Origin of the sequence: Klebsiella sp. BIGb0407 (assembly GCF_024807845.1) — a bacterium.
Taxonomy (GTDB): domain Bacteria; phylum Pseudomonadota; class Gammaproteobacteria; order Enterobacterales; family Enterobacteriaceae; genus JGM124.
Genome location: NZ_JANUEQ010000001.1, coordinates 481,046 through 506,998 on the forward strand (window position 1 = coordinate 481,046; position 25,953 = coordinate 506,998).

Consider the following 25,953-nt stretch of genomic DNA (forward strand, 5'->3'; position numbering starts at 1 on the left):
GTGACGGAAAAGTCCCTGTCACTGGCAGTGGGTTTCAGGCAATCCTCTACTTGATAGATCCTTTTACTGATACTTCGGTGTTAATCCTCGTCCCGGCAGCGTCTGACAGGTTCGCCCTTTTGATGGTGGCGCAATTTTTGGATATTCGTCCGGCGTGATATAAACCTGCGAGGTGGCGACATACCCATCACTAAAAGTGGCTTCAATGAAGGTTGACTGCCAGCCACTATCTGGTTTGGTCAGCGGTATAACCGTCTCTTTGCCGTCGTCCGGAAGAGTGACTTGACTTGAATGATATTTAACGCCACAGGCAAAACGGAAATCTCTGGCAACGGGATTATGTGCTGTCCACTGTAAAACCTGGGAGGGTTGCTCTGAAAAACTCACTTTCAGCGTTTTGTTCTTATTATCATCACTCCCTATGACTTCACTGATTTCAGGTAGCGCTTTCTGTGCCTGGTAACGATTAAGGAAGGTAATCAGTGATGGAACGGTGACCGAAAGTATTCCGTGATGTGTTGAATTACCCACAACCCGCAGCGACTTCGGACCTGGCAGTATGTCGTAATAAAAGCGGCTGTTATCAGGGACATAAAAGTCATCGCCACTGGCATTAATAATATACTTTTCAATTTCAAGTCGTTTACGCATATCCGTAGACAGATAGGATAATGGATCTTCTATCGTCATCAGACTTGAAAACTCATTGGTATCAATCTGCTTATCTATTCCTTGCTGGTAATAAGGATTGAATGCGACGGGCCAGTTATCACCATATGAGTGATACATATGTCTGAGAGACTCCTGGGTACTGAGTAAGTCCATGGCGAATGGGACTACTGCAACAACATTGGGGTCGGATAATGCCGCCAACCAAGTCGCCCAACCACGTTTAGAGGCTCCGGTGACGATAAATTTCGAAATATTATGCGAGTGCAGTTCTGACTTTGCCAGCCGTAACGCCTGAGATACGGCCGCAGACATAGGAATATGAAGAGATGAATTCTGGTATTTCTTGGTATCATCGATAAAAAGTTTCCAGGACCAGGCAACACTGTCATCTTCTGCCAGAGGTTTGGTTGCCCCCTGATAAGTTAGCTTCTGATTTGGAACATTACTGACAGAAATAACGATTGTTTTGGTCTCAGTGGCTATCTGGCTAAGTTGTTCCTGAGCAAAATTTGTTGGTGCCACAGGATTCCCGGAACCATCGTCATTGCTTCCGCTATTAATGACAACAAGTGCGTTTTTATCATGAGCTGAGTCAGGAATATATATATCAACTTCATGCTGCCAGAGTCCGGGTGATACACTTCCCTGCAAAGTCCAGGATTGTGAGCTAAGTTTATATTTTTGTAGTATAACGCCAGCAAGTTGTTTTTTTTCCAGTAACGTATAATCCACAGGAAGTGCAGCAAGCGACTCGCGATAGTTGGGTATAACTTGATTCAGATCGATTTTTTCATCTTTATTTTCTGACGAAAATGCCTGGCCACATAGCGAGAAATATAGCATGGAAATATATGATATTTTAAGCTTCACTCAATAACTCCTGTTTTATTTATGGAAATAAAATAATAGTAGAACATTATTAACGATAAATTTATTAATAGTGTTGTATCATTTACTAACTAATAAAAACTGACGTGCATTATTTAAACACTTGTCAAAGCATGCATTAAAATGGCTTTTATCTTCAGGTGTCATAAGAGGGATTTTTACCGGTTTTTCAATGGACTGAGTTACTCCGTTTACTCTCCCGGCGAGCCCTACGGGTCTGCCTTTAGAGTCGTTGTAAATACGATCATCGTTATATATACGATGATCGTGTAATAGTGATGAGTGGTAAAAGGTTGACGAAATTTGTTCAGTGTTCATGTTAACGATAGTGAATTGAAGGCCTCTCTCTGTCTATCAAAAAACAATCCTCAATATAATTAATCACTTACACGCGCTATCATGTAAACTCATATAAATATAGCAGTTAAACCCATCAGCTTTGTTATTCACCAATATTATCGTAGAGATTGAATATGTTACTTAACTCACAAATTGAATAATAAAAGGCCCTTAATTTGTGACTGAACACTGGTTTATGAAATTAGAAACATGATCTACAACACCTATTCCAGCCAATGACTTCAACCAATGATTTAGATGAAACAGATACAGTTCATTGATTTTATGTGATTTATTTAATTTATATTACTACATGCTATATTTGCTTCAACTGAGATCTAAGTCACAGACATAAAGCCATAGTGTGACTCAGACACTATTTATTTCATGATTGATTGCCCATTATTCAACGCAGGGAAAATCCTGACTGGAGTATGAAAGTGAAGATTCATTTTGATCAGCATTTACTGTCCCTGAATAACAGCTTTTTTTCACCGGAAGAAGCGATTCGTTATGCGGGGACCTTATTGCTGCAAACTCAGGCATGTAATGAACAATACATTGATGAAATGATCGCGGTTTATCATGAATTTGGTTCAATTATAGTTCTGGACAATGGGGTTGCTATGCCACATGCCCGTCCAGAAAAAGGCGCATTGAAAACGGCTTTTTCAGTTGTGATAGTGAAAGAGCCGTTGATTTTCCATCATGAAGAGTTTGATCCGGTCCATGTCATTATTGCTATCGCCGCGAGCGACTCTGACAATCATATTTATCTTATTCAAGTTATAGCTGATTTAATTGAAAGAAATATCGTAGATTTCATAAAAAATAACACTGATAAAAATACTATCCTACAGTTTATTCATCACTCGTTAGCGGAGGCATTATGATTAAAATAAGAACGGTATGCGGAAATGGGATTGGAAGTTCTCTTATGGCAGCAAATAATGTAAAAAAAATATGTGAGGAATTGAGTATTAAAGCTGATGTTTCTTCTGTTGATTTTGCTAATGCGGTGGGCGAAAGAGCTGACCTTTACATTACTATCAAAGAGTTGGCGACACAATTCCCTGCAAGTTGCAACGTCGCTATTATTCGTAGTTATGTACACAAAGCAAAAATCTTCGAAGATATTCATGATGCATTGTTGAACATAAGCAAGTCTTAATATTACATTTCTTTTTTAAGGAATTTAAATATGGCTAGTATCCTCTCTTTTTTGACTGAGATTTTCACTCAGCCTGCCTTTCTTATGGGAATCATCTCATTAATTGGCTTGCTGGCTTTACGTTCCCCTGTTAATAAATTACTCACCGGGACATTAAAACCTATCCTTGGGTATTTAATGCTGAGTGCCGGTGCGGGTGTGATTGTCGCCAATCTGAACCCATTAGGCGGTATTATTGAAGCCGGGTTTAGTATTCGCGGTGTGATACCAAATAATGAAGCCATAGTTTCTGTTGCCCAAAAACTATTGGGTGTAGAGACCATGAGTATTTTATTACTTGGCTTTGTCTTTAACCTGGCTATTGCAAGATTTACTAAATATAAATACATCTTCCTTACCGGGCATCATTCCTTCTTTCTAGCTTGTTTATTTTCTGCTGTTTTGCAAGCTGCACATTTTGCTGGCTGGCATTTGATTGTTATCGGCGGTTTTTTACTGGGTGCCTGGTCTGCTATCTCGCCAGCCATAGGTCAGCGTTATACCAAACGTGTCACTGAAGATGGCGGGATCGCGATGGGGCACTTTGGTTCCCTGGGTTATTACCTGTCAGCCTGGATTGCCAGTAAAGTAGGTAAAGCAGAAGACTCTTTCGCTGATACAGAAATTTCAGAAAAATGGGGCTTTCTGCGCGATACCACCGTTACAACGGGCATCATTATGGTAGTTATTTATTTGGTGTGCAGCATTGTCGCGGGTTCAGAATATCTCAGTACCATAACCGATCAAAATATGGTTATTTACTCTATTCTGACGGGTTTGCAATTTGCTGTGGGTGTTGCCATCGTGTACAGCGGTGTTCGCTTGATTCTGGGTGATTTAGTTCCGGCATTCCAGGGTATCAGCCAAAAACTAATCCCCAATTCTATACCCGCGGTTGACTGTGCAGTATTCTTTACCTTCAGCCCTACCGCTGTGGTTATCGGTTTTATCAGTTCTTTTGTTGGTGGCTTAGTCGGTATGCTGATGCTAGGAGGTTTAGGCATGGCACTTATTATTCCTGGTATGGTTCCACATTTCTTCTGCGGTGGTACTTCAGGGGTATTTGCCGATAAATTAGGTGGCAAAAAAGGCTGTATTATCGCCTCATTCATTGGCGGTGTTTTCCTCGCTTTCTTACCGGCTATGCTGTTACCAGCTCTGGGTAATCTGGGCTTTGAAAACAGTACTTTTGCAGATTTTGACTTTGCAGTCTGGGGTATTGTCATCGGTAATGCTTTTACTCAGTTCGGACAAAGTGCAATTTATGTTGTTTGTTTTGTCCTGCTGTTGGTATTACTTATTCCTTTTGCGTTCCGAAACGTAAAAGTTGTCGGTGATACCTTAAGTTATGATGAGTTAGTTGAAAAAGATAAAACTCACAAGTAATCACTGTGCAGATAAATGCCTTAAGGAGTTGTTATGGCAGTGATCTCGATTGGACTATCCTGCTTTGATCAGTTTTTCTTTATGAATCGCTGGCCGGAGGAAAACAGTAAAAACTTCTCCAGTGATTTTATTGAAAGTGGTGGAGGTCCTAGTGCTAATGCTGCCTGGTTATTAGGTTTATGGGGTGAAGATATTTATTATGTCGGTCACCTCAATCAAGATATCTATGGCCAGAAGATAATCAGTGAGTTTCATGAAGTTGGGGTTAATACAGATTATGTTATTTTTAATGATGAGATGATTACCCCACTGGCATCAATTTTAGTTAACCAGTTAAGTGGCTCACGTACTATTGTGACACGTAAACTTCTGGTACCACCACGCTTAACATTTGATGAAAAAATTAAAATTGATGGGTTGATTAATAAACTCACTCAAGATGAAAAAGGAGAAGTCATCACTATTCTAATCGATGGTCATGAACCTGAATTAAGTGAATATATCTTGCAGCGATTACCTGAAGCTCGCGTCGTGATGGATGCGGGATCGCTGAGAGAAAGCAATCTTAATCTGGCAAAGTACACGGACTATCTGGTAGCCAGTGAGAATTTCTCCCGTGATTTAATTGAAATTGAACGGTTCACATCAGAAACACAGCTACAAACAGCATTGAATGAATTAAATAAATTAGCGAGAGGACAGGCATTTATTACTCTGGGTGAAAAAGGATGCGCTTATTTACAAAATGGCCGTCTGGTAATATCACCTGCTTTTATTTGTAATGCTATTGATACCACAGGTGCTGGCGATATTTTTCATGGTGCATTTACTTATGGCGTCCATTATAACTGGCATATAGAGAATATCATTCTTTTCGCCAGTTTATCTGCCGCCATAGCTATTGAAAAGAAAGGGGTACGTGAAGCCATGCCTAACCTGGCGAAAGTCCATAATTCCGCCAGCCAATATGAGAGAAATTTAAAGATATTCTTCGACTGAATTTTACTATTAAATAAATTAAGAGAGGGTTCCATGTTAGTTTCTATGGAGAAAATGCTTAACCATGGCTTTGCTCACCAATATGCTGTTGGTCAATTTAACATTCATAATATTGAATGGACTAGCGCAGTATTAAAATCCGCTCAGAAATTAAGATCCCCTATCATATTGGGTATTTCCGGGGGAACTATAAAGCATATGCTGGGTTTGAAATCTATACATGATATTGTTGTAAATGCGATGGAGTATTTACAAATAGATATCCCGGTAGCCTTACATTTGGATCACGGGCAGTCATATGAGGCTTGTGAGGCTGCTATTAAGGCTGGGTTTAGCTCGGTGATGTTTGATGGTTCACATCTGCCCTTTCAGGAAAACTTAGATATTACTCATCGTCTGGTTGAATATGCTCATCGCCGAGGGGTTTCTGTTGAAGCGGAACTGGGTACCATTGCAGGGAGTGAGGACGGCATAGTTAACTCTCATGTTATTTATGCAGACCCGCAAGAGTGTTATACCTTGGTTTCACAAACAGGAGTCGATTGTTTAGCAGCAGCACTGGGCTCAACCCATGGACTCTATAAAGGTAAAGCTAAAATAGGATTTACAGAAATGCAGCATATTGCTCAACTGGTTCAAGTCCCCTTAGTATTGCATGGCGGAACCGGAATTTCTGATGAAGATATGAAGAAAGCAATTTCGCTCGGCACGGCCAAGATAAATGTTAATACGGAAAATATGTATGCCTGGTGTTTAGCGGTACAAGCACAATTTGAAAATCAAGGCGAACATGATGTCAACGATCCGCGTAAAGTAATTACGAAGGGCATGCTGCCCGTCGCAGAGCAAGTTGAAGAACGTATGCGTTTATTTGGTTCTGCCGGCCGAGCTATCTAGCCACTCTTATGGGGCCTGTTATCTTTTACAGGCCCTCTTCGCTATTCAAGGTATGTATTAGATAAGTCACAGGTCATCTCAAAACAGGCCAGTGAGCTTGCAGCAAGGCTTGAATAATAGTGATCCTCGCGGATCACTTTAAAACCTCGTTGTTGATAAAAATTCATGGCATTAGGCGTTGAAGATAAGCGAAGTTTTGTCATATTCCGCAAAAGTGCCTGCTGTTTGATAGCATCAATAATTTGCCTTGCAAATCCTTTACCAGCATATTCAGGTAAGGTGAAAACAGCTTCAACCGACTGTTCTTGCAGACTAAGAAACCCAGTGGCTACAGGTTCCCCCTTCGCATCCTCAATCACAAAAAAGGGATTATCATTGATGACTTGCCGGTACGATGATGGCATTTCTTCTGGAGTCCACGCTTTCAGAATGTCATCAGGATAGATACCCTTGCAACCATGCCGTAATGCACGATTACGTAAAGCCCAGAGTTTTTCAGCCTCTTCACTACGCGCATACCTGATAGCCATTAAATTATTCCCTGATAAGATAACCAGCAACTGATTAACATAGTAAATCTTTACTGGTTTTGTCACCCTAAATCGGTAGGATGGCCGACTATTACTGCCACAGATTTTGGCTGCTGATAGCTATTCTCTGAAAGGATACTTAAATGAATAAAATAATGCAGTTGGTACTTTCTGTTAATCTTTTGATCCCGTTGGCCGTTCTGGCGGCAGAAGCACCTCTCCCTGCCCCGATCGCCGCACTGGAAAAACAAGGTTTTGAGTTAAAAGGTGAATTTAGTGCTCCCGGTGGCCTGCCTGGTTATGCGATGCAATTCCAGGGTCAGGGTACGACGGTCTACCTGACCCCCGATAAGCAACACGCGATTATGGGAAATATGGTTGATGCCGCGGGTAAAAATCTGAGCGATGAACAAGTTGAAAAATTTGTCTACGCCCCGATGGCTAAAGAAATGTGGAATAGTCTCGGTCAGCATCGCTGGATAGCCGCAGGGAGTAAAGATGCTCCGCATATTGTTTATGTATTTGCCGATCCCTACTGTCCTTATTGCACTGAGTTTTGGGAACAGGCTCAGCCCTGGCTTTCATCAGGAAAGGTTCAGCTCAGAATATTACTCGTTGGTATGTTACGTCCTGATAGCGGTCAGAAAGCCGCAGCGATTATGATGGCCGCTGACCCCGCAAAAACACTGGCTGATTATGAAAATAGCAAAGGTAAGCTTGCCCTGGTAAAACCAGAGAAAATTCCGGCTGAAGTCGGAGAAGCACTCAAAAATAACCTGACACTGATGGATGATTTAGGTGGGAGTGCAACACCTGCGATTTACTACCTTAATGCCGAAGGTCGATTGCAGCAACATCAGGGAAAACCTGATGAAGAAACGCTGAAAATAATTATGGGTGATAAATAGTCACTTTCAGACACAGAGGGGATTTCCCCCTCTGGTACTGATAGGCTTAAAGATACGAGCACAATGTTCAGGCTATCGTGTAATGTATATAATATTATGTATGTTGTAACTATTTTGATATTTATGATTAATAAAAATTAATTACCGTCCACCAGCATTAAGCCATTACCCTGCCTGTATCCCCCTCTGCTGCTTCCTGAATTCCCCCGGCGTACAGCTTGTATAGCGTTTGAAAAATTTCACAAAGTTGGTCGATTCTTCAAACCCCAGTTGTTCTGCAATAAGTACAACGGGCGTTGTCGAGTTGGCCAGAAGTCGCTTAGCTTCAAGGTTAATCCGCGAGGTAATAATATTTTTTGCAGTCATGCCCGTCGCTTCTACTGCGGCAAGGTTCAGACTTTTCTCTGAACAAGCCAGTGTATTTGCATACCATGTGACCTGGTGCTTTTTAGCATAATTCTTTTCAACTAGATCTTTAAAAGCGTTAAAACGCTGTATTGAATTCGAGGAACAGCCAGGATCCCTTCTATTCTGACCACAGGTGATAGAGAGCCGTAACAAAAGAGCAATAAACTGATGATGCAATAACGCATTGATTTCACTAATTTTATTCGGTAGTAAAAGCGCTGCATCTTCCCTCATTTGCTCAATGGCTTGCGTCATAATACCCAACGCCGGTGCATCCAAAGGAATATGGTGGGGTATGTTCTGCGTGATTTCCTTAACTCTAAAATTAAAGGAATAAGGTCTGATAGATGCTGGAGTCGAAATAAACTCTGACCGAAGCAACATTATCCATCCCTCCCAGTTTCTATCGTTACCATATTGATGAACCTGCCCTGGGGATAGCGTCATAAGTGAGCCCGCTCTGCAACTTACCGGTAGAAAATCAATCCAGTGAGTACATTCCCCTTCCACGATGAGGAGCAGCATTCCAAAAGCATACTGATGCGGAAGCTGCATCTGTTCCTGACTCACCCGCTTTCTCAAACTAGAAACTGAGAAAATCTCGATGTCCAGTGAATACGAGCCCGCAGGTTCATAGTCCAGTTTGATAACATCCGGCATGTTTTCCGCATGTTCGCAAAAATGTCGAATTTTTACCATTTAAACCCCTATTTCTACCGTTACAGGTCTTTGCTTATGGCTAATAATTACCACATTACAGTAAAGGAAAATAAAATGAAAAAACTGAACTGGTTCAACAATGTTGAAAGCCGCACGCACCCGTGGGAAGGCATGGGACTTACCTGGCTAACCACAGCACTCAATGTGCCTGATGTCAGAGCCGCCGTTAATTTCTACATCAATGCGATGGATATGGTGGCAATTGCAGAGCTGGAAGGCAACTCCGGTGAGATGTTGTTCGCCCGCATTCGTTATCGCGGCACAAACTTTACGATTAACAAGGAAGGCTGGGACTCAGATCTCAATAGCCCGCAGTCCTCAGGAATACCAACTCCTTTTATTTTCTATATGTATGTAGATGATGCAGCCCTGCTGGTAAATCAAATGGTGCGGGCCGGTGCAATAGTGCTGAATGAACCCACAGAAATGTTCTGGGGCGATTTAAAAGTACGTATAAAAGATCCCTTTGGATTTATCTGGGATATTGCACAAAAACTATAAATCAAATAGCCGCTAAAGGATCATCACAATGAGCGGTTAAAAAGGACAGGCACCCTGTTTCGTTTATCCCTGGATTGTCTTTCAATTCAATGGATGACCGCTATGCCTGTCCGTAAACTATATATCTTAGTCCCTCTTCATCGGCAGTTATTCCTCAGGGGTTAGCCAGAATAACGCAGCCTGTCCCAGGGACTTCCCTTCCTTGTCGGTAAGCTGCCAGATAACACCTTGATAGATATTAAATGCTTCCCCCTGCCGTGTTATTCGGACGCCCGAATAGCCGAACACAATCCCCTCTGTTTTGAGACGCATCAGCATACTCTGTCGTTCTTGCTGATCGGGTGTTGCGGCGCTCAAGCGCGAAGGGAGTTGCAACATTTCCTCCCTGGAATATTTAAAACATTTCAGTGCACTTTGATTAGCATAAATAAAGCGTGGATCTGCCGAACTATCATGTGCCAGCAGACTATAAGGTGCACTGTCATCTAACCAGCTAGCAAGGTCGCTCACATTTTCAGGCGAAGGTAGCGGAACACCCGCCCGTTGCAGGTAACAGTCCGCGATACGCTCTATCAAAGCCCGATCCTGGAATATCGTCATTACAGATTCCTCACGCGTGGATTATGCCCCAGTACCTGTAAGGCATCGACAGGGATATCAATCAGCCAGGATTTCTGCCCTCGATGGCCAATCTTTTCTAACAGTAAATCGAAATTACTCATATCAGGCTCAAGCGATTCAGCTTCCCAGCCCGATGCCCGGGCTATTGCGCAGTAATCCAGAACCTTAAGGTTCGCATGATAATGCTTCTCTGCAATCTCGGGCAGGATAATAGGAAGCCCCTGGCCAACAATAGAGAAACTGGCATTATTGATTAAAAAAATCACTATCCCGAGTTCGCAGGCCTCTCCCAGAGAGCCGGAAAATAACCGAAAACAGCCATCCCCGGTAAAGAGAAATACCGATTTGTCGGGTGACGATAAGCTGGCACCAACAGCAGCACCAAACGCACCTCCCATCGCAGAACCACGATAAAGTGAGTAGAATTGAATATTATTATTGGGTCGCTGAGTGACATATTGTCTGTCTTTATAGGATAAACAAACGTCATCGAAGCCGATAGAATTAGGAGGCCAGAAACGGTCCAGTCGCAGATAAACCTCGGCCATATCAACACAGCCTTCGCGCGGAACCATATACTGACGATGATTAAGCGTTTCAGGTGCTAACGCCGCGCTGAGATTATTAAATGGTTGCTCTTCCGCCGCTTGTATTAATCCATGCAATAATTGATCTAACGGGCCGGAAATATGTTGATATAAGCCTTGTGCCCGATGCGCAAAGCTATTGTCAATTTGCCCGTAACCTTCAGAATGATGGCTCAGAAAATAGGTTTTACCGGCCATAAATGGACTCATATTAACGGTATATTCATCAGGGCAAGCCCCTAATACCAGCAATACGTCATCGGCTCCCAGTGATTGATAAAGCGAGGTCGCCTCATCGTTTCCGCCAAATGAAATATACCCCATACCGTAGGGATTAGACCGTTCTACGGCATTAGCACCATTAATCGTCCAGATAACGGCACAACGCAGTCGCTGACTGAGCTGAGTGGTGAGTATCCTGGCATCAGGATAACGCGCCATCTCTTCTCCTACCAGTAGCACCAGACGACGGCCATTAATATCACGACGAAATGCAGCATAAAAATCATCGATAACCAAATCCGGTGCAGAAATGGTAATGGGAGGCGAAATTCTCGTTGAAATGCCTGAAAGCGTCTGATTTAAGGCGCTATGAAGCAAAATCAGCACAACGGGTCTGGAGCGTGCTAATTGCTCACGCGCTGACTGAAGGGTTTCGGTCAGCGTTTCCAGAGTATCAAGCACAAACACCGAATCCGGTAATTCACTGCGTAACTGTCCGATAATATGGCTACCATACTCAGAGGTATCCTGCAGAGATGCCTGTCCTCTTCCCTCCTCAGGAGACAAAGGAATAATATAGAGAGCAGGAATATCATGCAGCTTGGCATCACTGAGACCACAACTTAATAATTTAGTGGCAGCACCTGACGTCGCCACTGCGGCAGCCACTTTTCCACCGCTCAGAAAATAACCCAGAGGAATAAAACCAGCACTGTATTCAGCAATAGAATAAAAAGAAGGTGTCTCTGCACCGGGTTCAACCATAGGGTCAAGAGATTTAAGAAAGTGAATGACACCGCCACCGGTAACTCCTGCATAGCAGGTAATTCCCCATTCCAGTAGTGTCGAATGCAATACCTGATAGCCTGTTACTCTCTTACTGTCTGTAGCCGAATCATTTTTCATCGCCACCGCCTGAGTGATTAAATAACACTCATAAGGCTAGTTGATCCTGGCGATATTTACATAATCGAAATATTTATGGATTAATTGTTTCAAATTATGCAGACCTGCCAGTGAAAGATAATAAGCGAACGTAAGTTTAGTCTGGGTTTACATTCGCTGTTTTATATTAGTCTTTCCGATAGCTAAAAATCATGGAGAGGTGATGCAGAAAAAATCATGGTCAGAACGAGTCGTTATCGCGGTAATACTGGCAGCCGTCATGGTGACTGTCAGTATTGTAATACTACTCTGGTTACGTCTGGCAATTAATACCATGAGTATCTAGTGCTCACGCAACGTCACAAGTTATCTGTCTTTACTAAAAAATAGAACGTCCCATTCGTTTAGATAATATTTCAAGCGCTGCAGTACCGGCCAGAGAGTTACCTGAAGAGTCCAGTTCAGGGCACCAGACCGCAATTGAAAACGCATTAGGAACAATAGCAATAATACCGCCCCCTACTCCCGATTTACCCGGCAAGCCAACCCGATAAGCAAATTCACCAGCACCATCATACATACCACTGGTCATCATCATGGCATTAATCTGCCGGGCATGTTCAGCTGGAATAATCTGTTTTGCATGCAAGGTTCGCCCTTGATTAGCCAGAAATACGAACGTTTTTGCGAGTTCAACACAACTCATACTGAGCGCGCAGTAATGGAAGTAGGTTTGCAATACCGTAGTGACATCATTATCAAAGTTACCAAATGATTTCATCAGCCAGGCAATAGCCGCATTTCGCGCGGAATGCTCAAATTCGGAACGTGCCACCTGAGTGTCGTAGACTAAATCACCGGCTTCAGATAATCCCCGTACCACCTCGAGCATACGTTGTTTTGGTGCACTTAACCGGGTTTGCAGCATGTCACAAATCACCAGCGCGCCAGCATTAATAAACGGATTACGAGGTTTACCTTGTTCGATTTCAAGCTGCAACAAGGAATTAAACGGCTGCCCGGAAGGTTCCTTACCCACTTTTTGCCAGATCTCATGTTCATCGTAGCGCTCCATCGCGAGTGCCAGACTCAGTACTTTCGATATCGACTGAATGGAAAATCGCTCGCTGGCATCGCCAGCCGTGAAAATTTGTCCTTCAAGGGTACAAACCGCAATCCCGAGTTTATCGCCAGATACCGCAGCAAGTGCCGGAATATAGTCCGCTACTCGCCCTTGTCCCACCAGAGGACGAACCTGGAGCAGGATCTCCTCCAGTAACTGATTGTCTAATGCTGGCACCATAAATTCCTGACTGAAGAAGATAAACTGGCAGATTATAGCAAAGCAACGGAAGTCTGGGGAGCAGGATCCTGAGATGCTATGAAAATGCGGTTTAAATACATTAGTCGTTATGAGGTCTTTTCTCTCTGTGATAGCTGTCACAATTCCATAACAAAGCAAAAAATCGGAATCGTTTAAACAACGGCTGGAAAGCCCCTGTTCCTGTCCTCGGTATACTCATCTCCAGGACAACCAGCATGAGTGAATAATAATGAAAACAATAGAAATCGCCTCTGACAGTTACGTGAAAGTCAGTATTCGGGAAAAAATAGGTTATGGATTCGGGGATCTGGCCTCTAACCTGTCGTTCGGATTTGTCTCTCTGTTCTTACTGTTTTTCTACACTAATATTTATGGCATTACCGCCGTACAGGCGAGTTTGATCTTTGTGATCGCCCGAGTGCTGGATGCGGTATTTAATATTTTTCTCGGATACTTTATCGATAAAACCCATACCCGCTACGGCAAACTACGTCCTTACCTGTTATTCGGCGCTGTGCCGCTCGGAATTTTGACGGTTCTGTGTTTCAGTGCTGTAGACAGTGATTTCAAGTTTTACTATGCGCTGATTTCCTACACTATTTACTGCCTCGCCTACACCGCGGTGAATACCCCCTATTCTGCTATGACCAATATGCTGACTCAGCATGAAGGTTCGCGAGCATCTCTGTCAGTATATCGGTTTGTCTTTGCTATCATCGGGTATCTGATTGTCTCCACCAGCGCAGACTTACTGATTTCACAGTTTACCGATCAGAAAATGGGCTATGTTTTTGCTGTCAGCTGCTTCAGTCTGCTCGCCACGTTCTTCTTCTTAGCCTGCTTTGGTATGACGAAAGAGCGGGTTATCAGCTCACCAAATCAGATACAACCGACGCTGAAAGAAATGATCACCGCAGTCACCGGTAACGTGCCGTTAATCAATCTGTCGCTGTTCACCGTGTTCTTCTATATGGCTTATACGGTCTGGATGGCGATAGCCATTTACTTTATTAAATACACTCTCGGTAATGAATCCTTTACCGCCACCTTCTTCGCCATTCAATCTGCAGCTTATGTTGCGGGAACCGTGGTCTCAGAAAAACTCATCAGTATGATGGGGAAAAAGAAAATGGCACAACTGGGGTTACTGATAGGCATTATCGGCGTGTTGTTCCAGTACTTTCTCGCTGGTGACAACAGTTACCTGATAATGACCGGCGTTTGTCTGTTCAGTATCACTTTAGGTATGGGGTTTGTGGCGATGTGGTCGATGATCGCCGATACCGTAGAATTTGCTGAGTGGAAACATGGTGTACGCACAGAAGGAGCTATCTACGGCTTCTTTAACTTTATCACCAAAATTGCCATGGCGATTGGCGGCGGCTGTGCCGGACTCATGCTGGACTACTTTGATTACTCTTCCGACCATATCACTGCCAGTGCCTTAAACGGCATCAATCTGATGATGACCCTGTTCCCTGGCCTGATGTTTGCGCTCGGAATGGTGTTTATTTTCTTCTATAGCCTCGATGAAAACACCTACCGGAATATCATCAAAGATATTGAATCACGTAAACTTAATAAGCTGTCATAGTGCAGGTAATGAATATGAAAAAAGATTTTCAGGCAATTATTGCGGCGATGACCCGCGAAGAGAAAGTCGCTTTACTCAGCGGCAGTGGTCTCTGGCGTACCGCGAGTTTGCCGCAACACGGCATTCAGGATATCGTCATGACAGATGGTACTTATGGCGTCCGCTATAGCACCAGCCAGATTGAACAAGGAGATAACTGGAATATCACCGATTTTCTTGCCGTTATCGGTCAAAGCGCGGGTGAAATTGTACAGGAACCTCAGAAAGGCGGTTCCGAAGCGCTATTCAGTAAATCTAAACCGGCAACCTGCTTTCCTAATGGTTCGACGCTGGCTTGCAGCTGGGATACTGAACTGGTGTATCAAATGGGCGAAGCTCTGGCAGAAGAGTGTCAGGAAATGGGCGTGGGTATTCTGCTTGGTCCGGGAATAAACATCCGGCGAACGCCTCTTGCCGGTCGTGGGTATGAATATTACTCTGAAGATCCTGTGGTCAGCGGTGATATTGCGGCCGCACTGATTAATGGCCTGCAAGACAATGGGGTCGGTGCCAGCCTGAAACATTTTGCGGCGAATAACTCAGAGTTTCGCCGCACCGAAATGGACTCGGTGGTTGAAGAACGTGCTTTGCGTGAGATTTACCTTTCTGGCTTTAAACGCGCTATCGATAAATCGAACCCTTGGACGGTGATGTCTTCTTATAACCGACTCAATGGTGTTCAGACATCACAGGACAGCTGGTTACTCACCGACGTACTGCGTAATGAGTGGCAGTATGACGGACTGGTAGTATCCGACTGGTATGGTATCAAAGACCGGCCTGCCTCTTTACTGGCAGGGAACGATCTCGGTATGCCTGAAACACAACGCGATAAAGATGAACTGCTAGCGGCTATCCAGCGTAATGAAATTCCGGATTCGGTTTTGGATACGGCTTGCCTGCGCATGTTAGCCCTGGTCGATAAAGTACAGCGGAATCGTAAACCGGATACCCAAGCCCGCTATCCACAGCACCACCTGCTCGCACAAAAACTGGCTGCTGAATCTATTGTCCTGCTAAAAAATGAGGACAACATTCTCCCGTTGCAACCAGGTATACGACGCACTATTGCCGTGCTGGGGAAACCCGCACAGGAACCCGTTATTCAAGGGTCGGGCTGTGCAACAACGATACCTTATATGCTGGACAGGCCGCTCGATGAGATTTTTGAAGTCGCTGAGAACGATTTTAATATTGAATATGCCCCTGGTACTCCGCAGGATAATATTGTTGATGAACAAGCCCAGGCTCATGCCGTTGAGGTTGCGAAAAAAGCGGATGTCGCGGTTGTTTTCGTCAGTACCGCTATCGGTGAAGATGGTGAAAATGGCGATCGCAAGAATTTGGATATATTACCGTCTCATGAAGCATTAATTCGTGCCGTGGCCAAAGTGCAACCTAATTTGGTAGTGGTATTAGCCAACAGTGACGCCGTGGTCATGCCATGGTTATCTGACTGTAAAGCCCTGCTGGAAACCTTCTTTGCCGGTCAGGGTATGGGCCGCGCGGTAGCCGATATTCTTTTTGGCCGGGTCAACCCTTGTGGAAAGCTGACCGTCACGGTACCTGATACCCTGGAAGAAACGCCCGCATGGCTCAGTTACCCGGGTGAAAACCTGCGTCACCATTACAGCGAAGGCCTGTTCGTCGGTTATCGTTATTACGACAAACGTAACCTGACACCACAATTTCCGTTTGGCTTTGGTCTGAGTTATACACGCTTTACCTATGCCAGTCTGGTGACATCCGCAACGCTGCTTGAGGATGGCGATACGCTCACCCTGAGCGTAGAAGTCACTAACAGTGGAAGCATGGCGGGTAAAGAAATCGTCCAGCTCTATATCTCAGCGCCACAAGGCGAGCTGTTACGTGAAGTTCGCGGCCTGAAGGCTTTTACCAAAGTGTATCTTGAAGCAGGAGAAACGAAAACAGTAAGTCTGGTTGTAAACTGGCAAGACTTTGCCTGTTTCCATCCGGGAATGTCTGCCTGGGTCGTTGATTCCGGGGAATATCATCTTCATATTGCGCGATCATCACGAGATATTGCACTCAGTACCGTCGTCAATGTCTGTGCCCGGCCTTATTACCTGCCTCTGAAAGCGGATAATTCGTTACAACAATTGATTAACAATCCACCCGCTTTTGACCGGGTGGTTAAATTACTGGTGAGCAAAAACAATCTGCCTGAAAGTCTGGTCAAAGAAAAACTCATTCGTGTTGCACCCGATCTGTTCTGTGGTTTGTTTATTGCCCTGACAGAATTCCTGAATATCGATATTACACGCCAGGAATTAACCCGGGCCTTACAAGAACCACAGGATTAAATGACGTCCATACTCCCTCGCAGGGCAACAGTATTGTCCTGCGAGGAGGCAAGGTAATTAGCTCTTTTTTGATTGACGGAGTAAACCTATGTTTCCGTTTTCAGTGACTCAACAGCCAGGACTTAAGCCACAGCGACAAACCACTGCAACTCTCCATGAGGGTAACGGATATGAGTTAATTTCATTTGATGCTGAGAAACTCAATGTCTTTGCGGCAGAGGTTTATTACTGCGAACCACACTGGCACTCCGCTCCGGAATTAATCTGCATCCTGTCCGGGGAGTTCTCTGTGACACTCGGGCATACAACTTTCAGGGTAACCGCTGGCAGTCTTCTGTATATCAATCAGGATGAGATCCACTCATTAGAGGCGCAGGCTCCTGATAGCCAGTTGCTGACGATTCAATTTGCACCGAATCTCTTTGATGAGATTCATCCGGCACCGCAAATGGATTATACCCTTGATCTCAGCCAGCCACTTTGTATCGCTGACAGGAAGGTCATGCATAGCCTGGTAGCACTGGTTGAACATCTGATTGAGGTTGATGCTCAGCCTTCATTTACCCGTATTGCACTGATTTATCAGCTCCTCGGGACGCTGGCAACGGTCGCAGAACAGCGCGGTAACCGACAGCAAGTTAGCATCAGAAAAAAAGATCAGAAGCTGGTCAAATATGGCATCGAGTTTATTAATCAGCACTTTGATGACGAACTCACACTTGCAACTATCGCTGAAAATGCCGGTGCCAGCTATCATCACTTCTCACGTATTTTCAAAAAAATAAGTGGTTATAATTTTATCGAGTATCTGACAATGATAAGAATAAACAAAGCCAAACAGTTGTTAAAAGATACGCAGATCCCGATTACTGATATCAGCTATATTTGCGGTTTCAGTGGCCATAAACAGCTGATATTTGCTTTCAATAAGTACTGTCGAATGACCCCGACTGAATTCAGGAAAAACTACCTTACGGCTATAAATACAGCGGCAGAAATGCAAATCATGACCGATTTCCGCTGCCTGCCTCTGGACAGACAGGTCATTAAACGTCTGCGGCATTTAGAGTTCAAGCCTGCTGACAGGTAGACTGCAGTTCCTGTGGGTGTGTTACTTCAGTTCCAGAACAGTTATTACACGGGCAATCTCCGCAATATCGCCTGGTGTTAAAGGCAGCAGAGGACGAGGAAGACAATCCGTATCGGTAAGTCCAAGCACACCAGCAGCAGCTGCAATAACGCGAATACTTCCGCCATGTTTACGGAAAAGCGCCCACAACGGCTCAAGCCGGGATGACAGTGCGGTGACGCGGGCATGATTATGTGCTGCTGCAGCCTCTGTGATCTGTTTTGCTGTTTCCGGGAACAGACCACCGCACACGGAGTACCAGACCTCACAACCTGCATTTAATCCAAGCCCGGCGCAAGCATCACCACTGATACCGATTGTCACTCCCGGACGAAGATTTCTGCGTAGCGCATCCACCCTATCTGTAGCCGCAGCCAGGCTATCAGGAACACCAGGGATCTTAATCGAACGCACTCCACCCAGTGATGACAACAGGCCGTGCAGTTCATTCGTAAAGGTAAAATGCGTGGTTGCTGGATTATCATAGATACAAACCGGGACAGACGCGTGCCGGGTAACCGTCTCAAAAAGTGCGAAGACCTCTTCATCACGGAGTGCCTGGTAGCTGATCGCCGGAAGCAACAAGGCATTCGCGCCTGCTGTCTGTGCATCATCTGCCAGGTGCAAAATGGCTTCGGTGCTGACCGCCCCCACACACACCATCATGGGAATATCTCTGGCATAATGTTTTGCCAGAGTAGCAATACGGTTGCGCTGATCCCGGCTTAAATACGCATAACATCCGGTTGACCCCAGAATGCCTATAGAATCGACACAGGCTTCGGTAAGACGGGCCAGAATCTTAATAAACCCCTGTTCATCGATGCCGCTGGCAGTGATTGGGGTTAACGGGAAAGCAGACAAACCAGTGAACATTATGTTTATCCTGAATGATATTAATGACTTCGCTCTTCGATGAGCACCACGTCAAACCACAGACCGGGCATCATTTTTTCAAGGCCGTCGGTCAGCATTTTTCCGGCTTCATGAAGCTTATCCAGTGGCATCTGCGGCAGACTCTCCAGAATGAACCACATTTGCTGAGCTTCAACATCTAAACGGGTTCTGATCCCCTGTCTCCAGTTCCAGCGGCGGCAGGTCACCCCTGCATCATCACACCAGATAACCTCACCTTGTAGAGGACATTCAACTGTGGTCTCGCCTCCTTTTACAGTATCAAAAGGTTCTGTACCCTTCGCCACAACCAGGCGCGGCCCCCCCTGATAGGCAGAGATATTTTCACCGCCAACCGGAACCGCATATTGCAAACTAACTGCATTATAGAGATCCACTACCGGGTCGAGTGCTGGCATTACGCCATCGCGAATAACACGTTTACGCAAAGCATCCGCTGAGCAAGGTGTCCGCTTTGGCTTGGCGCCAAATCTCTGAAATACTTCTGCCCACGCGGTCAAATGAGTTTCAGCCCATTCAGGGGTTCCAGCCATAACATCTTTACAAGCTGCTTTCAGAGCTATTTCCCCAACATTCGGGTTTAGTACTGGAGCGGCCTGCACATAGATACTGAGGGCCCGGAAACCGGGGGCGATATCATAAACTTCAGGGGCAATTGACGGGGAGACTGTAAACACGCGATAATCCTGTGATGACCAATTTATCCCATAATATCGACCAATGACCAAAAAAGTCAATTTAATGACCGATGCAGGTGCAGATGTCAATACGGTGAACGAAGCTGTTTCGCACCGGATTAAACAGTACCGCAAGCAAAAAAAATTATCCCTCGATGAGTTATCCAGACGAGCAAATGTCAGTAAAGGCATGCTGGTAGAGATTGAGGGATGTAAAGCTAACCCCAGTATTGCGCTGTTATGTCGCCTTGCTGCTGCAATGGGGGTATCCGTTGCTGATTTTGTCGATGTCAGCGCAAAACCTGACGTTAACATTATTGCGGATACAGAGATCCCTGAACTCTGGAAAGGGGAAAAAGGAGGAAGCGCAAAGCTCCTTGCTGGCTCAGGTGGCCCTGATATGACGGAACTCTGGATGTGGGAAATGCAGCCCGGTGAAAAATTTTCTTCACCAGGACATCCTTCGGGAACTCTGGAGTTGCTGTATGTGCAGTCCGGAACGCTTACTCTTGGTGTGAAAGAGAGTCTTTTCCAGGTGATTACCGGTTACTCCGCCACAGCCAGAACGGATGTTCCTCATTTCTATGAAAACCAGGGCGAAGGCATCCTGAAATTCATCATGACTGTTAACGAAAAAGCATCCTGAGGGATGCACCACTAGATATGCACCGTCCTTAAATAATAGGAGGAGAATATAATCGTGCTTAAGCCAGCCAGCATCATTGTCAGGGCTACACGGCTGTATGGCTATAATGACGACTCCCAGCCTTGTGACAGTGTCACATGATGCATCGGGTTAAATATGAGACATAAATCACAAAATCAGTTGAATAGCGGTTGAGAGCAGCTTATCATTTCACCACTTCTTACCAGCCTGCCAAAAATAAAAATGTCTTTAAAACCAGTCTCTCGCAAAACTGCGTGGCTGCGGGTGCTTATGCTCTCCGTTGCTGCATTTATCTTTAATACCACCGAGTTTGTTCCTATCGGTTTATTGTCAGATATTGCTCAAAGCTTTGATATGGAAACCGCGCAGGTTGGTATCATGCTGACAATTTATGCCTGGATAGTGGCTCTGACATCCCTGCCCTTTATGTTATTAACCGGGAAAGTGGAACGTCGCCGCTTATTAATCGCCATTTTTGTCGTTTTTATTGCCAGTCATATTCTCTCTTTCCTGGCATGGAATTTTACCGTGCTTATTATCAGTCGTATTGGCGTCGCTTTTGCGCACGCTATCTTCTGGTCAATAACGGCATCACTCGCCTTACGTATGGCTCCTGTTGGCAAAAAAGCTCAGGCATTAAGTCTGATAGCGACCGGTACGGCACTGGCTATGGTGCTGGGCTTACCGCTAGGCCGTATTGTCGGACAATATTTTAGCTGGCGGACCACGTTCCTCGGTATCGGGGTTATTGCGACCCTGACACTAATTTGCCTGGTGCGTCTGCTGCCTCAGCTTCCTAGTGAACGTTCAGGCTCTCTGGCAAGTTTACCGTTACTGCTCCGCCGTCCGGCCCTGATGAGTCTTTACCTGCTGGTAGCTATAGTGGTGACCGGGCATTATACCGCCTACAGCTATATCGAACCCTTCGTACAAAATATTGCCGGACTGAGTGCAAACTTTGCCACACTGTTATTACTGATCCTCGGGGCTGCAGGTATTGTTGGCAGTATTGTCTTCAGTAAGCTGGGTAATAAATATGCCTCACATCTGCTCAGCGGCGCGATTGGCTTATTGCTGGTCTGTCTGGTGCTGCTGCTGCCAGCCGCAGTAGGTGAAGTCCCGCTGATGGTTCTGTGCATGTTCTGGGGTATTGCCGTGATGACGATAACCCTCACCATGCAGGTACAGATCCTGACAATGGCGTCGGATGCCACCGATGTCTCAATGTCCTTATTCTCAGGAATCTTTAATATTGGTATTGGTGCCGGAGCTCTGTTAGGTAACCAGGTTAGCCTGCATTTCTCGATGGCGGATATTGGTTTTGTGGGTGCAATTCCAGTTCTGGCGGCATTTATACTGTCAGTATTAATTTATAAAATCTGGACGTCTAAGTCAGAACCAGAGCCTGGATCACAGCAAACGCAGGGACACGTTCAGGCCTGACGGTAAGAATAGTTTTGTCTCCCGGCAATACCGGGAGACAAATAAAGCGCTGAGACATTAAGCGGGATAGGTCTTAATAATTTCAAGAATACCATTAATAATAAACTGAACACCCATACACACCAGCAAGAAGCCCATCAGACGCGAAATCGCATCGATTCCCCCTTTACCCACAATACGCATAATCGAGCCAGAACTGCGCAGGCTTATCCACAGTATCAAACCGATTATCAGAAAAATAAGTGGTGGAGCGGCATCAAGCACCCAGGCAGAAAACTCATCACTCTGCCTGACTGTAGAGGCCGAACTGATTATCATCGCAATAGTACCCGGCCCGGCAGTACTTGGCATCGCCAGAGGCACAAAGGCAATATTGGTATCCGGGTCGTCATTATGGTCATCCGCACCCGTACGCTGCGGTTTAGCCGCCGGAAATAGCATTCTGAAACCAATGAACGCGACAATAAGCCCACCCGCAACACGCAACCCCGGGATAGAAATACCGAAGGTATTCATCACCACCTGACCGGCGTAATAAGCCACTATCATAATGGCAAAAACGTTAATCGCAGTCATCACAGCGATACGATCACGTTGCTGTTTATTCATATTACCCGCCAGGCCCAGGAACAACGCAATCGTCGTCAATGGGTTAGCCAGGGGTAATAAAACAACCAGTCCGAGGCCTATTGCCCGAAATAAATCCATCATTTAATGTCCCTTTTTAGCGAGAGTTTTCAGTTTAACCCGGTGTTTTAACATCGATTTTAGCATCATTTGTGACTTTTTAGCTATTTGTGGCATCTGGGTCTGCCCCTGATTGACATATAGTTTCATCATGAATAGTATCTGACGTTACTAACTACTTGCCTGGGCAAACATTTTGAGTCGTGACAGTAACTGTGATTTGTTTAACGAAATTATCCCTCTTGGTCGATTGATTCATATGGTCAATCAGCATAGTGAACGCTTGTTAAACGATGCATTGTGTACGCTGGATATTACTGCCACTCAATTCAAAGTCCTGTGCTCTATTCATCATCAAGGTAGCCTTTCGCCGGTGGAGTTGAAAAAAATCCTCTCCGTTGATCTTGGAGCATTAACACGCATGCTTGATCGCCTGGCATGTAAAGGCTGGGTACATCGTGTGCCTAACCCTAAAGACAAGCGTGGAATACTGATCAGTTTAACGCCAGAAGGAAGTGCGCTTTGTCAGCAGTGTCATTGCACTGTGGGATTAAGTATGCATAACGAACTGACAAAAAATCTGACCTCAGATGAAGTCGATACACTCTATAAATTACTTACAAAGATACTGCCGTAAACCTGCAAAGAGGTAGAATAATGTCCAGACAGAACAACGATACCATTACTATTCACAGTATTTTAGACTGGATAGAAAATAATCTACAAACCCCTCTCTCGCTGGAGAAAGTTTCACAGCGTTCGGGTTATTCAAAATGGCATCTGCAACGGATGTTCAAAAAAGAAACGGGATACTCTCTGGGTCAGTATATCCGTAACCGTAAGCTGACGGAAATTGCACTTAAATTACAAGAAAGCAATGAACCGATTTTAAATTTAGCCGAAAGCTATGGTTTTGAATCGCAGCAGACTCTGACACGAACCTTTAAAAATTATTTTTCGGTACCGCCGCATAAATATCGTGTTGCCAGAATGGTTCAGGATACGAAATATATTCTGCCGATTAATCAGTGCTGCAGTTAGATTTCCACTCTCGATGAACAAAAAAAGAGTCACTATTACCAGGATGTCGGGTGATATAACATCGTCGGAAGTCGGTGACCTGTCAGCAATGAATGCCCAGGTCAGCCACTTATTATCCGACAAAGCCCGGACAGCTTTGTTAATCTGTTGAGCCCTGTTCTGATGACTATCCGATTTTATAATCCCTTACGATACTGAATAAAACCTGATTGCGTCGCAACACGGTCATACAGTGCCTGTGCCCGCGTATTATTTTCATGGGTGTGCCAGTACAGCCGGCTGCAGTTATCTGCCATTGCCTGAATGCGTACCGCCTCAATCAGTGCCCGGGCTACGCCCTTACCTCTGGCATCTGGTGCAGTAAACAAGTCTTCTAAATAGCAATAATAGGTCGCAGACCAGCTGCTACGATGGTATACAAAATGCGTGAAGCCAAGCATGATGCCTTTCTCATCAAAAGCCGCCATACCCTTTATGAGTTCGGAAGGATCAAGCAGACGTTCCCAGGTTAAAGTACTCAGAGAAGCAGGTAAATCGGACTCATAGAAGGTCAGATAACCCTGCCATAATCCCTGCCATTGCAGGAGGTCTCCGGCATTCAGTAACCGCACAGTCAAGTGGCCGGCGAGTGCAGTCGGGGCTCCCGGGGTATCACGGAGTTTTGACAGGCTGACTTTTTGAATCCCGTGCGCCATATTGTCCGCGGCAAGCCAGGCCTCAAACCCTGCTTTTATGCGCGGCCATTCGTCGGCAATAATCGAAAACCAGGCGGTATCCCGGGTTCGTTGTTTGTAGATGACGGCATTACGGAACAGGCCTTCATAACGGAATCCTAGACGCAAAGCCGCCCGACGCGAAGGTGCATTCAGACTGTCGCACTTCCACTCATAACGACGGTAGCCCAGGGTTTCGAATGCATACTTCATCAGTAAAAAATGGGCTTCAGTCGCCTGGACTGAACGTTGCAGTAGAGGTGAAAACACCACCCATCCTTCCTCAATAGTGCCACTCTTGTGGTCAATACGCATCAATGAGAGCGTTCCTGTCGCCTGACCACTGTCATTATCAACCACGGCAAAATGGAAAGGATCCTGACAACCCGCTGCCTGATTCAGATAATCGATAAAATCATCACGCGTACTAAAAGGACCGATACTCAGGTAAGTCCAGCCGCTGTTATCAGGCGCCTGCTGCCAGGCTTCCCAGAGCGCATTGCCATGACGGGCGACATCGAGAGCTTCCAGTCGACAATAGCGCCCTTCAAGTGTTATGCGCTGTGGCAATCCGCAGGGCTGCCAGTTCGGCAGCGGCAGGCCAATGGGTTGCTGAAATTCATTGATAATAAGTGACAATGTAACCTCCTATATTTTTTTGGAGAGAACCGGACAGGTCTTCGGCAGCAGTTGCAGATTAGCGGGATAGTCATCCGGAGCACAGGCTTTCAGATGATGATAAAGCAGCTGGCTATTTTTATGTGTGAAGGTTCCTTTCTGGCAGACAAAATAGTAACTCTCTCCGGTCGCTATCGCCTCGGGAAACGGCAGGGCTAACATACCGCTGTGAATAGCATTCAGACTGAGCAATAAATCACCGACCGACACACCATACCCACTAATCGCCGCCAGGTTGCCCTGCTCAAGGGTATCAAACAAGATACCACGGGTAATATCCAGTCCGGGGAAACGCCCACTCTCTTTTAACCAGCGCCGCCAGTCTCTGCCATCGGGTGAAGGATGGATCAGTTCGCAGGCAGATAAGTCCCGTTGTGCCTGTTTTACCATTCCGGGGGAACAAACGGGTATCAGCCACTCATCAAACAGATGATGGCTTTCGGTACCATCACCAAACTGTCCTGAGCCCAGTAAAATGGCGCAGTCATAAGGTTCTTTGGCAAAATCGACCTTGTCTGTATCCATCCAGACACTGGTGACCCGAACCTTCTGTGTTGAGTCTGACTCACGAAAGGAGCGTAATACGTTTAATAACCAGCTTAAAGTCAGTGTCGAGGGAGCTTTCAGCCGTATTTCCCGTTGATGACTACGGAATGCATCACAGGCCTGTTCCAGCTGAGAGAACCCCTCCTCAAGCTGAGCCGCCAGTCTCCTCCCTGCCTGAGTAATTTCAACCTTCGGCCCCATACGTACGAATAGCTCACAGTCAAACCACTGTTCCAGTGTACGAATATGCCGGCTGATAGCACCCGGAGTCACATTGAGTAATATCGCTGTTTTGCTGAATGAGCCCATGCGAGCGGCAGATTCAAATGCTCTCAGCGCATATAGAGGAGGAAGCGACATGGCAGAGACTCCTTGTTGAGTTTAACTCACATTGAAACGCAGT

Annotated in this window: 26 protein-coding genes; 15 read left to right on the forward strand and 11 right to left on the reverse strand. The window is 45.3% G+C overall.

Annotation, left to right across the window (positions count from 1 at the left end; genetic code table 11):
- Nucleotides 1–63: 63 nt before the first annotated feature.
- Nucleotides 64–1,542 carry a PhoPQ-activated pathogenicity-related family protein gene (locus M2387_RS02280; protein ID WP_259046903.1) on the reverse strand — a complete coding sequence of 493 codons (1,479 nt, stop codon included), beginning with the start codon at nt 1,540–1,542 and terminating at the stop codon, nt 64–66.
- A 797-nt stretch (nt 1,543–2,339) separates the two neighbouring features.
- Here M2387_RS02280 and M2387_RS02285 point away from each other — a divergent pair.
- From M2387_RS02285 to fba, 5 genes are read left to right on the forward strand one after another with little or no spacing between them, the layout of a single operon-like run.
- Nucleotides 2,340–2,792 (forward strand): PTS sugar transporter subunit IIA, encoded by a 453-nt coding sequence (locus M2387_RS02285; protein WP_259046904.1) that lies wholly within the window; start codon nt 2,340–2,342, stop codon nt 2,790–2,792.
- Nucleotides 2,789–3,070 carry a PTS sugar transporter subunit IIB gene (locus M2387_RS02290; protein ID WP_259046906.1) on the forward strand — a complete coding sequence of 94 codons (282 nt, stop codon included), beginning with the start codon at nt 2,789–2,791 and terminating at the stop codon, nt 3,068–3,070. The genes M2387_RS02285 and M2387_RS02290 overlap by 4 nt, the downstream gene beginning before the upstream one ends.
- Before the next feature lie 30 nt (nt 3,071–3,100).
- Nucleotides 3,101–4,495: a PTS ascorbate transporter subunit IIC gene (locus M2387_RS02295; RefSeq protein WP_259046908.1), complete on the forward strand. Its 1,395-nt coding sequence runs from the start codon at nt 3,101–3,103 to the stop codon at nt 4,493–4,495.
- 33 nt (nt 4,496–4,528) lie between these two features.
- The gene (locus M2387_RS02300) at nt 4,529–5,494 is read left to right on the forward strand and encodes a carbohydrate kinase family protein (RefSeq protein WP_259046910.1); all 966 of its coding nucleotides are present in this window, start codon (nt 4,529–4,531) and stop codon (nt 5,492–5,494) included.
- Nucleotides 5,495–5,527: 33 nt separating this feature from the next.
- On the forward strand, nt 5,528–6,391 hold the full coding sequence (fba, locus tag M2387_RS02305; protein WP_259046912.1) for a class II fructose-1,6-bisphosphate aldolase: 864 nt from the start codon (nt 5,528–5,530) through the stop codon (nt 6,389–6,391).
- Between the two features lie 41 nt (nt 6,392–6,432).
- Here the strand turns inward: fba and M2387_RS02310 are convergent, their stop codons facing one another.
- Nucleotides 6,433–6,921 (reverse strand): GNAT family N-acetyltransferase, encoded by a 489-nt coding sequence (locus M2387_RS02310; protein ID WP_259046913.1) that lies wholly within the window; start codon nt 6,919–6,921, stop codon nt 6,433–6,435.
- A 161-nt stretch (nt 6,922–7,082) separates the two neighbouring features.
- Here M2387_RS02310 and dsbG point away from each other — a divergent pair, with 161 nt between their 5' ends.
- Complete coding sequence (gene dsbG / locus M2387_RS02315) at nt 7,083–7,829, forward strand: thiol:disulfide interchange protein DsbG (RefSeq protein WP_409039511.1); 747 nt, start codon at nt 7,083–7,085, stop codon at nt 7,827–7,829.
- Nucleotides 7,830–7,994: 165 nt separating this feature from the next.
- Here dsbG and M2387_RS02320 read toward each other — a convergent pair whose 3' ends face one another.
- Nucleotides 7,995–8,936 carry an AraC family transcriptional regulator gene (locus tag M2387_RS02320; protein ID WP_259046915.1) on the reverse strand — a complete coding sequence of 314 codons (942 nt, stop codon included), beginning with the start codon at nt 8,934–8,936 and terminating at the stop codon, nt 7,995–7,997.
- Nucleotides 8,937–9,011: 75 nt separating this feature from the next.
- Between M2387_RS02320 and M2387_RS02325 the strand changes: the two genes are divergently transcribed.
- Nucleotides 9,012–9,458 carry a VOC family protein gene (locus M2387_RS02325; protein WP_259046917.1) on the forward strand — a complete coding sequence of 149 codons (447 nt, stop codon included), beginning with the start codon at nt 9,012–9,014 and terminating at the stop codon, nt 9,456–9,458.
- A 147-nt stretch (nt 9,459–9,605) separates the two neighbouring features.
- Here M2387_RS02325 and M2387_RS02330 read toward each other — a convergent pair whose 3' ends face one another.
- Together M2387_RS02330 and M2387_RS02335 are read right to left on the reverse strand one after the other, a co-directional pair.
- Nucleotides 9,606–10,058: an MEKHLA domain-containing protein gene (locus M2387_RS02330; protein ID WP_259046918.1), complete on the reverse strand. Its 453-nt coding sequence runs from the start codon at nt 10,056–10,058 to the stop codon at nt 9,606–9,608.
- Nucleotides 10,058–11,794: a thiamine pyrophosphate-dependent enzyme gene (locus M2387_RS02335; RefSeq protein ID WP_259046919.1), complete on the reverse strand. Its 1,737-nt coding sequence runs from the start codon at nt 11,792–11,794 to the stop codon at nt 10,058–10,060. Before M2387_RS02335 ends, M2387_RS02330 begins: the two co-directional genes overlap by 1 nt.
- Nucleotides 11,795–11,996: 202 nt before the next feature.
- Here M2387_RS02335 and M2387_RS02340 point away from each other — a divergent pair, with 202 nt between their 5' ends.
- Nucleotides 11,997–12,119 (forward strand): hypothetical protein, encoded by a 123-nt coding sequence (locus M2387_RS02340; RefSeq protein WP_259046920.1) that lies wholly within the window; start codon nt 11,997–11,999, stop codon nt 12,117–12,119.
- Between the two features lie 33 nt (nt 12,120–12,152).
- Here M2387_RS02340 and glsB read toward each other — a convergent pair whose 3' ends face one another.
- Nucleotides 12,153–13,076 carry a glutaminase B gene (glsB, locus tag M2387_RS02345; RefSeq protein WP_259046921.1) on the reverse strand — a complete coding sequence of 308 codons (924 nt, stop codon included), beginning with the start codon at nt 13,074–13,076 and terminating at the stop codon, nt 12,153–12,155.
- 250 nt (nt 13,077–13,326) lie between these two features.
- Between glsB and M2387_RS02350 the strand changes: the two genes are divergently transcribed.
- The 3 genes from M2387_RS02350 (at nt 13,327) to M2387_RS02360 (ending at nt 18,144) form a co-directional block, all read left to right on the forward strand.
- Nucleotides 13,327–14,691: an MFS transporter gene (locus M2387_RS02350; RefSeq protein ID WP_259046922.1), complete on the forward strand. Its 1,365-nt coding sequence runs from the start codon at nt 13,327–13,329 to the stop codon at nt 14,689–14,691.
- Between the two features lie 14 nt (nt 14,692–14,705).
- Nucleotides 14,706–17,054, forward strand: coding sequence for a beta-glucosidase family protein (locus tag M2387_RS02355; protein WP_259046923.1), 2,349 nt, complete (start codon nt 14,706–14,708; stop codon nt 17,052–17,054).
- Between the two features lie 88 nt (nt 17,055–17,142).
- Nucleotides 17,143–18,144, forward strand: coding sequence for a helix-turn-helix transcriptional regulator (locus M2387_RS02360; RefSeq protein WP_259046924.1), 1,002 nt, complete (start codon nt 17,143–17,145; stop codon nt 18,142–18,144).
- Between the two features lie 21 nt (nt 18,145–18,165).
- Here M2387_RS02360 and M2387_RS02365 read toward each other — a convergent pair whose 3' ends face one another.
- Together M2387_RS02365 and M2387_RS02370 are read right to left on the reverse strand one after the other, a co-directional pair.
- Nucleotides 18,166–19,059 carry a dihydrodipicolinate synthase family protein gene (locus M2387_RS02365; protein ID WP_259046926.1) on the reverse strand — a complete coding sequence of 298 codons (894 nt, stop codon included), beginning with the start codon at nt 19,057–19,059 and terminating at the stop codon, nt 18,166–18,168.
- A gap of 20 nt (nt 19,060–19,079) precedes the next feature.
- Nucleotides 19,080–19,775, reverse strand: a complete 696-nt coding sequence (locus tag M2387_RS02370) for a B3/B4 domain-containing protein (protein WP_259046928.1) — start codon at nt 19,773–19,775, stop codon at nt 19,080–19,082.
- A gap of 43 nt (nt 19,776–19,818) precedes the next feature.
- Here M2387_RS02370 and M2387_RS02375 point away from each other — a divergent pair, with 43 nt between their 5' ends.
- A complete protein-coding gene (locus M2387_RS02375; protein ID WP_259046929.1) occupies nt 19,819–20,421 on the forward strand; it encodes a helix-turn-helix transcriptional regulator in 603 nt (200 codons plus the stop codon).
- Between the two features lie 243 nt (nt 20,422–20,664).
- Nucleotides 20,665–21,885, forward strand: coding sequence for a sugar transporter (locus M2387_RS02380; RefSeq protein WP_259046930.1), 1,221 nt, complete (start codon nt 20,665–20,667; stop codon nt 21,883–21,885).
- Between the two features lie 57 nt (nt 21,886–21,942).
- On the opposite strand, the gene M2387_RS02385 is transcribed toward M2387_RS02380, so the two are convergent.
- On the reverse strand, nt 21,943–22,596 hold the full coding sequence (locus M2387_RS02385; protein ID WP_259046931.1) for a MarC family NAAT transporter: 654 nt from the start codon (nt 22,594–22,596) through the stop codon (nt 21,943–21,945).
- A gap of 235 nt (nt 22,597–22,831) precedes the next feature.
- On the opposite strand from M2387_RS02385, the gene M2387_RS02390 reads away from it, so the two are divergent.
- Nucleotides 22,832–23,209 (forward strand): MarR family transcriptional regulator, encoded by a 378-nt coding sequence (locus tag M2387_RS02390; protein WP_259048249.1) that lies wholly within the window; start codon nt 22,832–22,834, stop codon nt 23,207–23,209.
- Between the two features lie 20 nt (nt 23,210–23,229).
- Nucleotides 23,230–23,613 carry an MDR efflux pump AcrAB transcriptional activator MarA gene (marA, locus tag M2387_RS02395; protein ID WP_259046932.1) on the forward strand — a complete coding sequence of 128 codons (384 nt, stop codon included), beginning with the start codon at nt 23,230–23,232 and terminating at the stop codon, nt 23,611–23,613.
- Between the two features lie 176 nt (nt 23,614–23,789).
- Here the strand turns inward: marA and M2387_RS25795 are convergent, their stop codons facing one another.
- Nucleotides 23,790–24,965 (reverse strand): GNAT family N-acetyltransferase, encoded by a 1,176-nt coding sequence (locus tag M2387_RS25795; RefSeq protein ID WP_310572753.1) that lies wholly within the window; start codon nt 24,963–24,965, stop codon nt 23,790–23,792.
- A gap of 9 nt (nt 24,966–24,974) precedes the next feature.
- Nucleotides 24,975–25,910 carry a LysR substrate-binding domain-containing protein gene (locus tag M2387_RS02410; protein WP_259046933.1) on the reverse strand — a complete coding sequence of 312 codons (936 nt, stop codon included), beginning with the start codon at nt 25,908–25,910 and terminating at the stop codon, nt 24,975–24,977.
- Between the last annotated feature and the right edge of the window lie 43 nt (nt 25,911–25,953).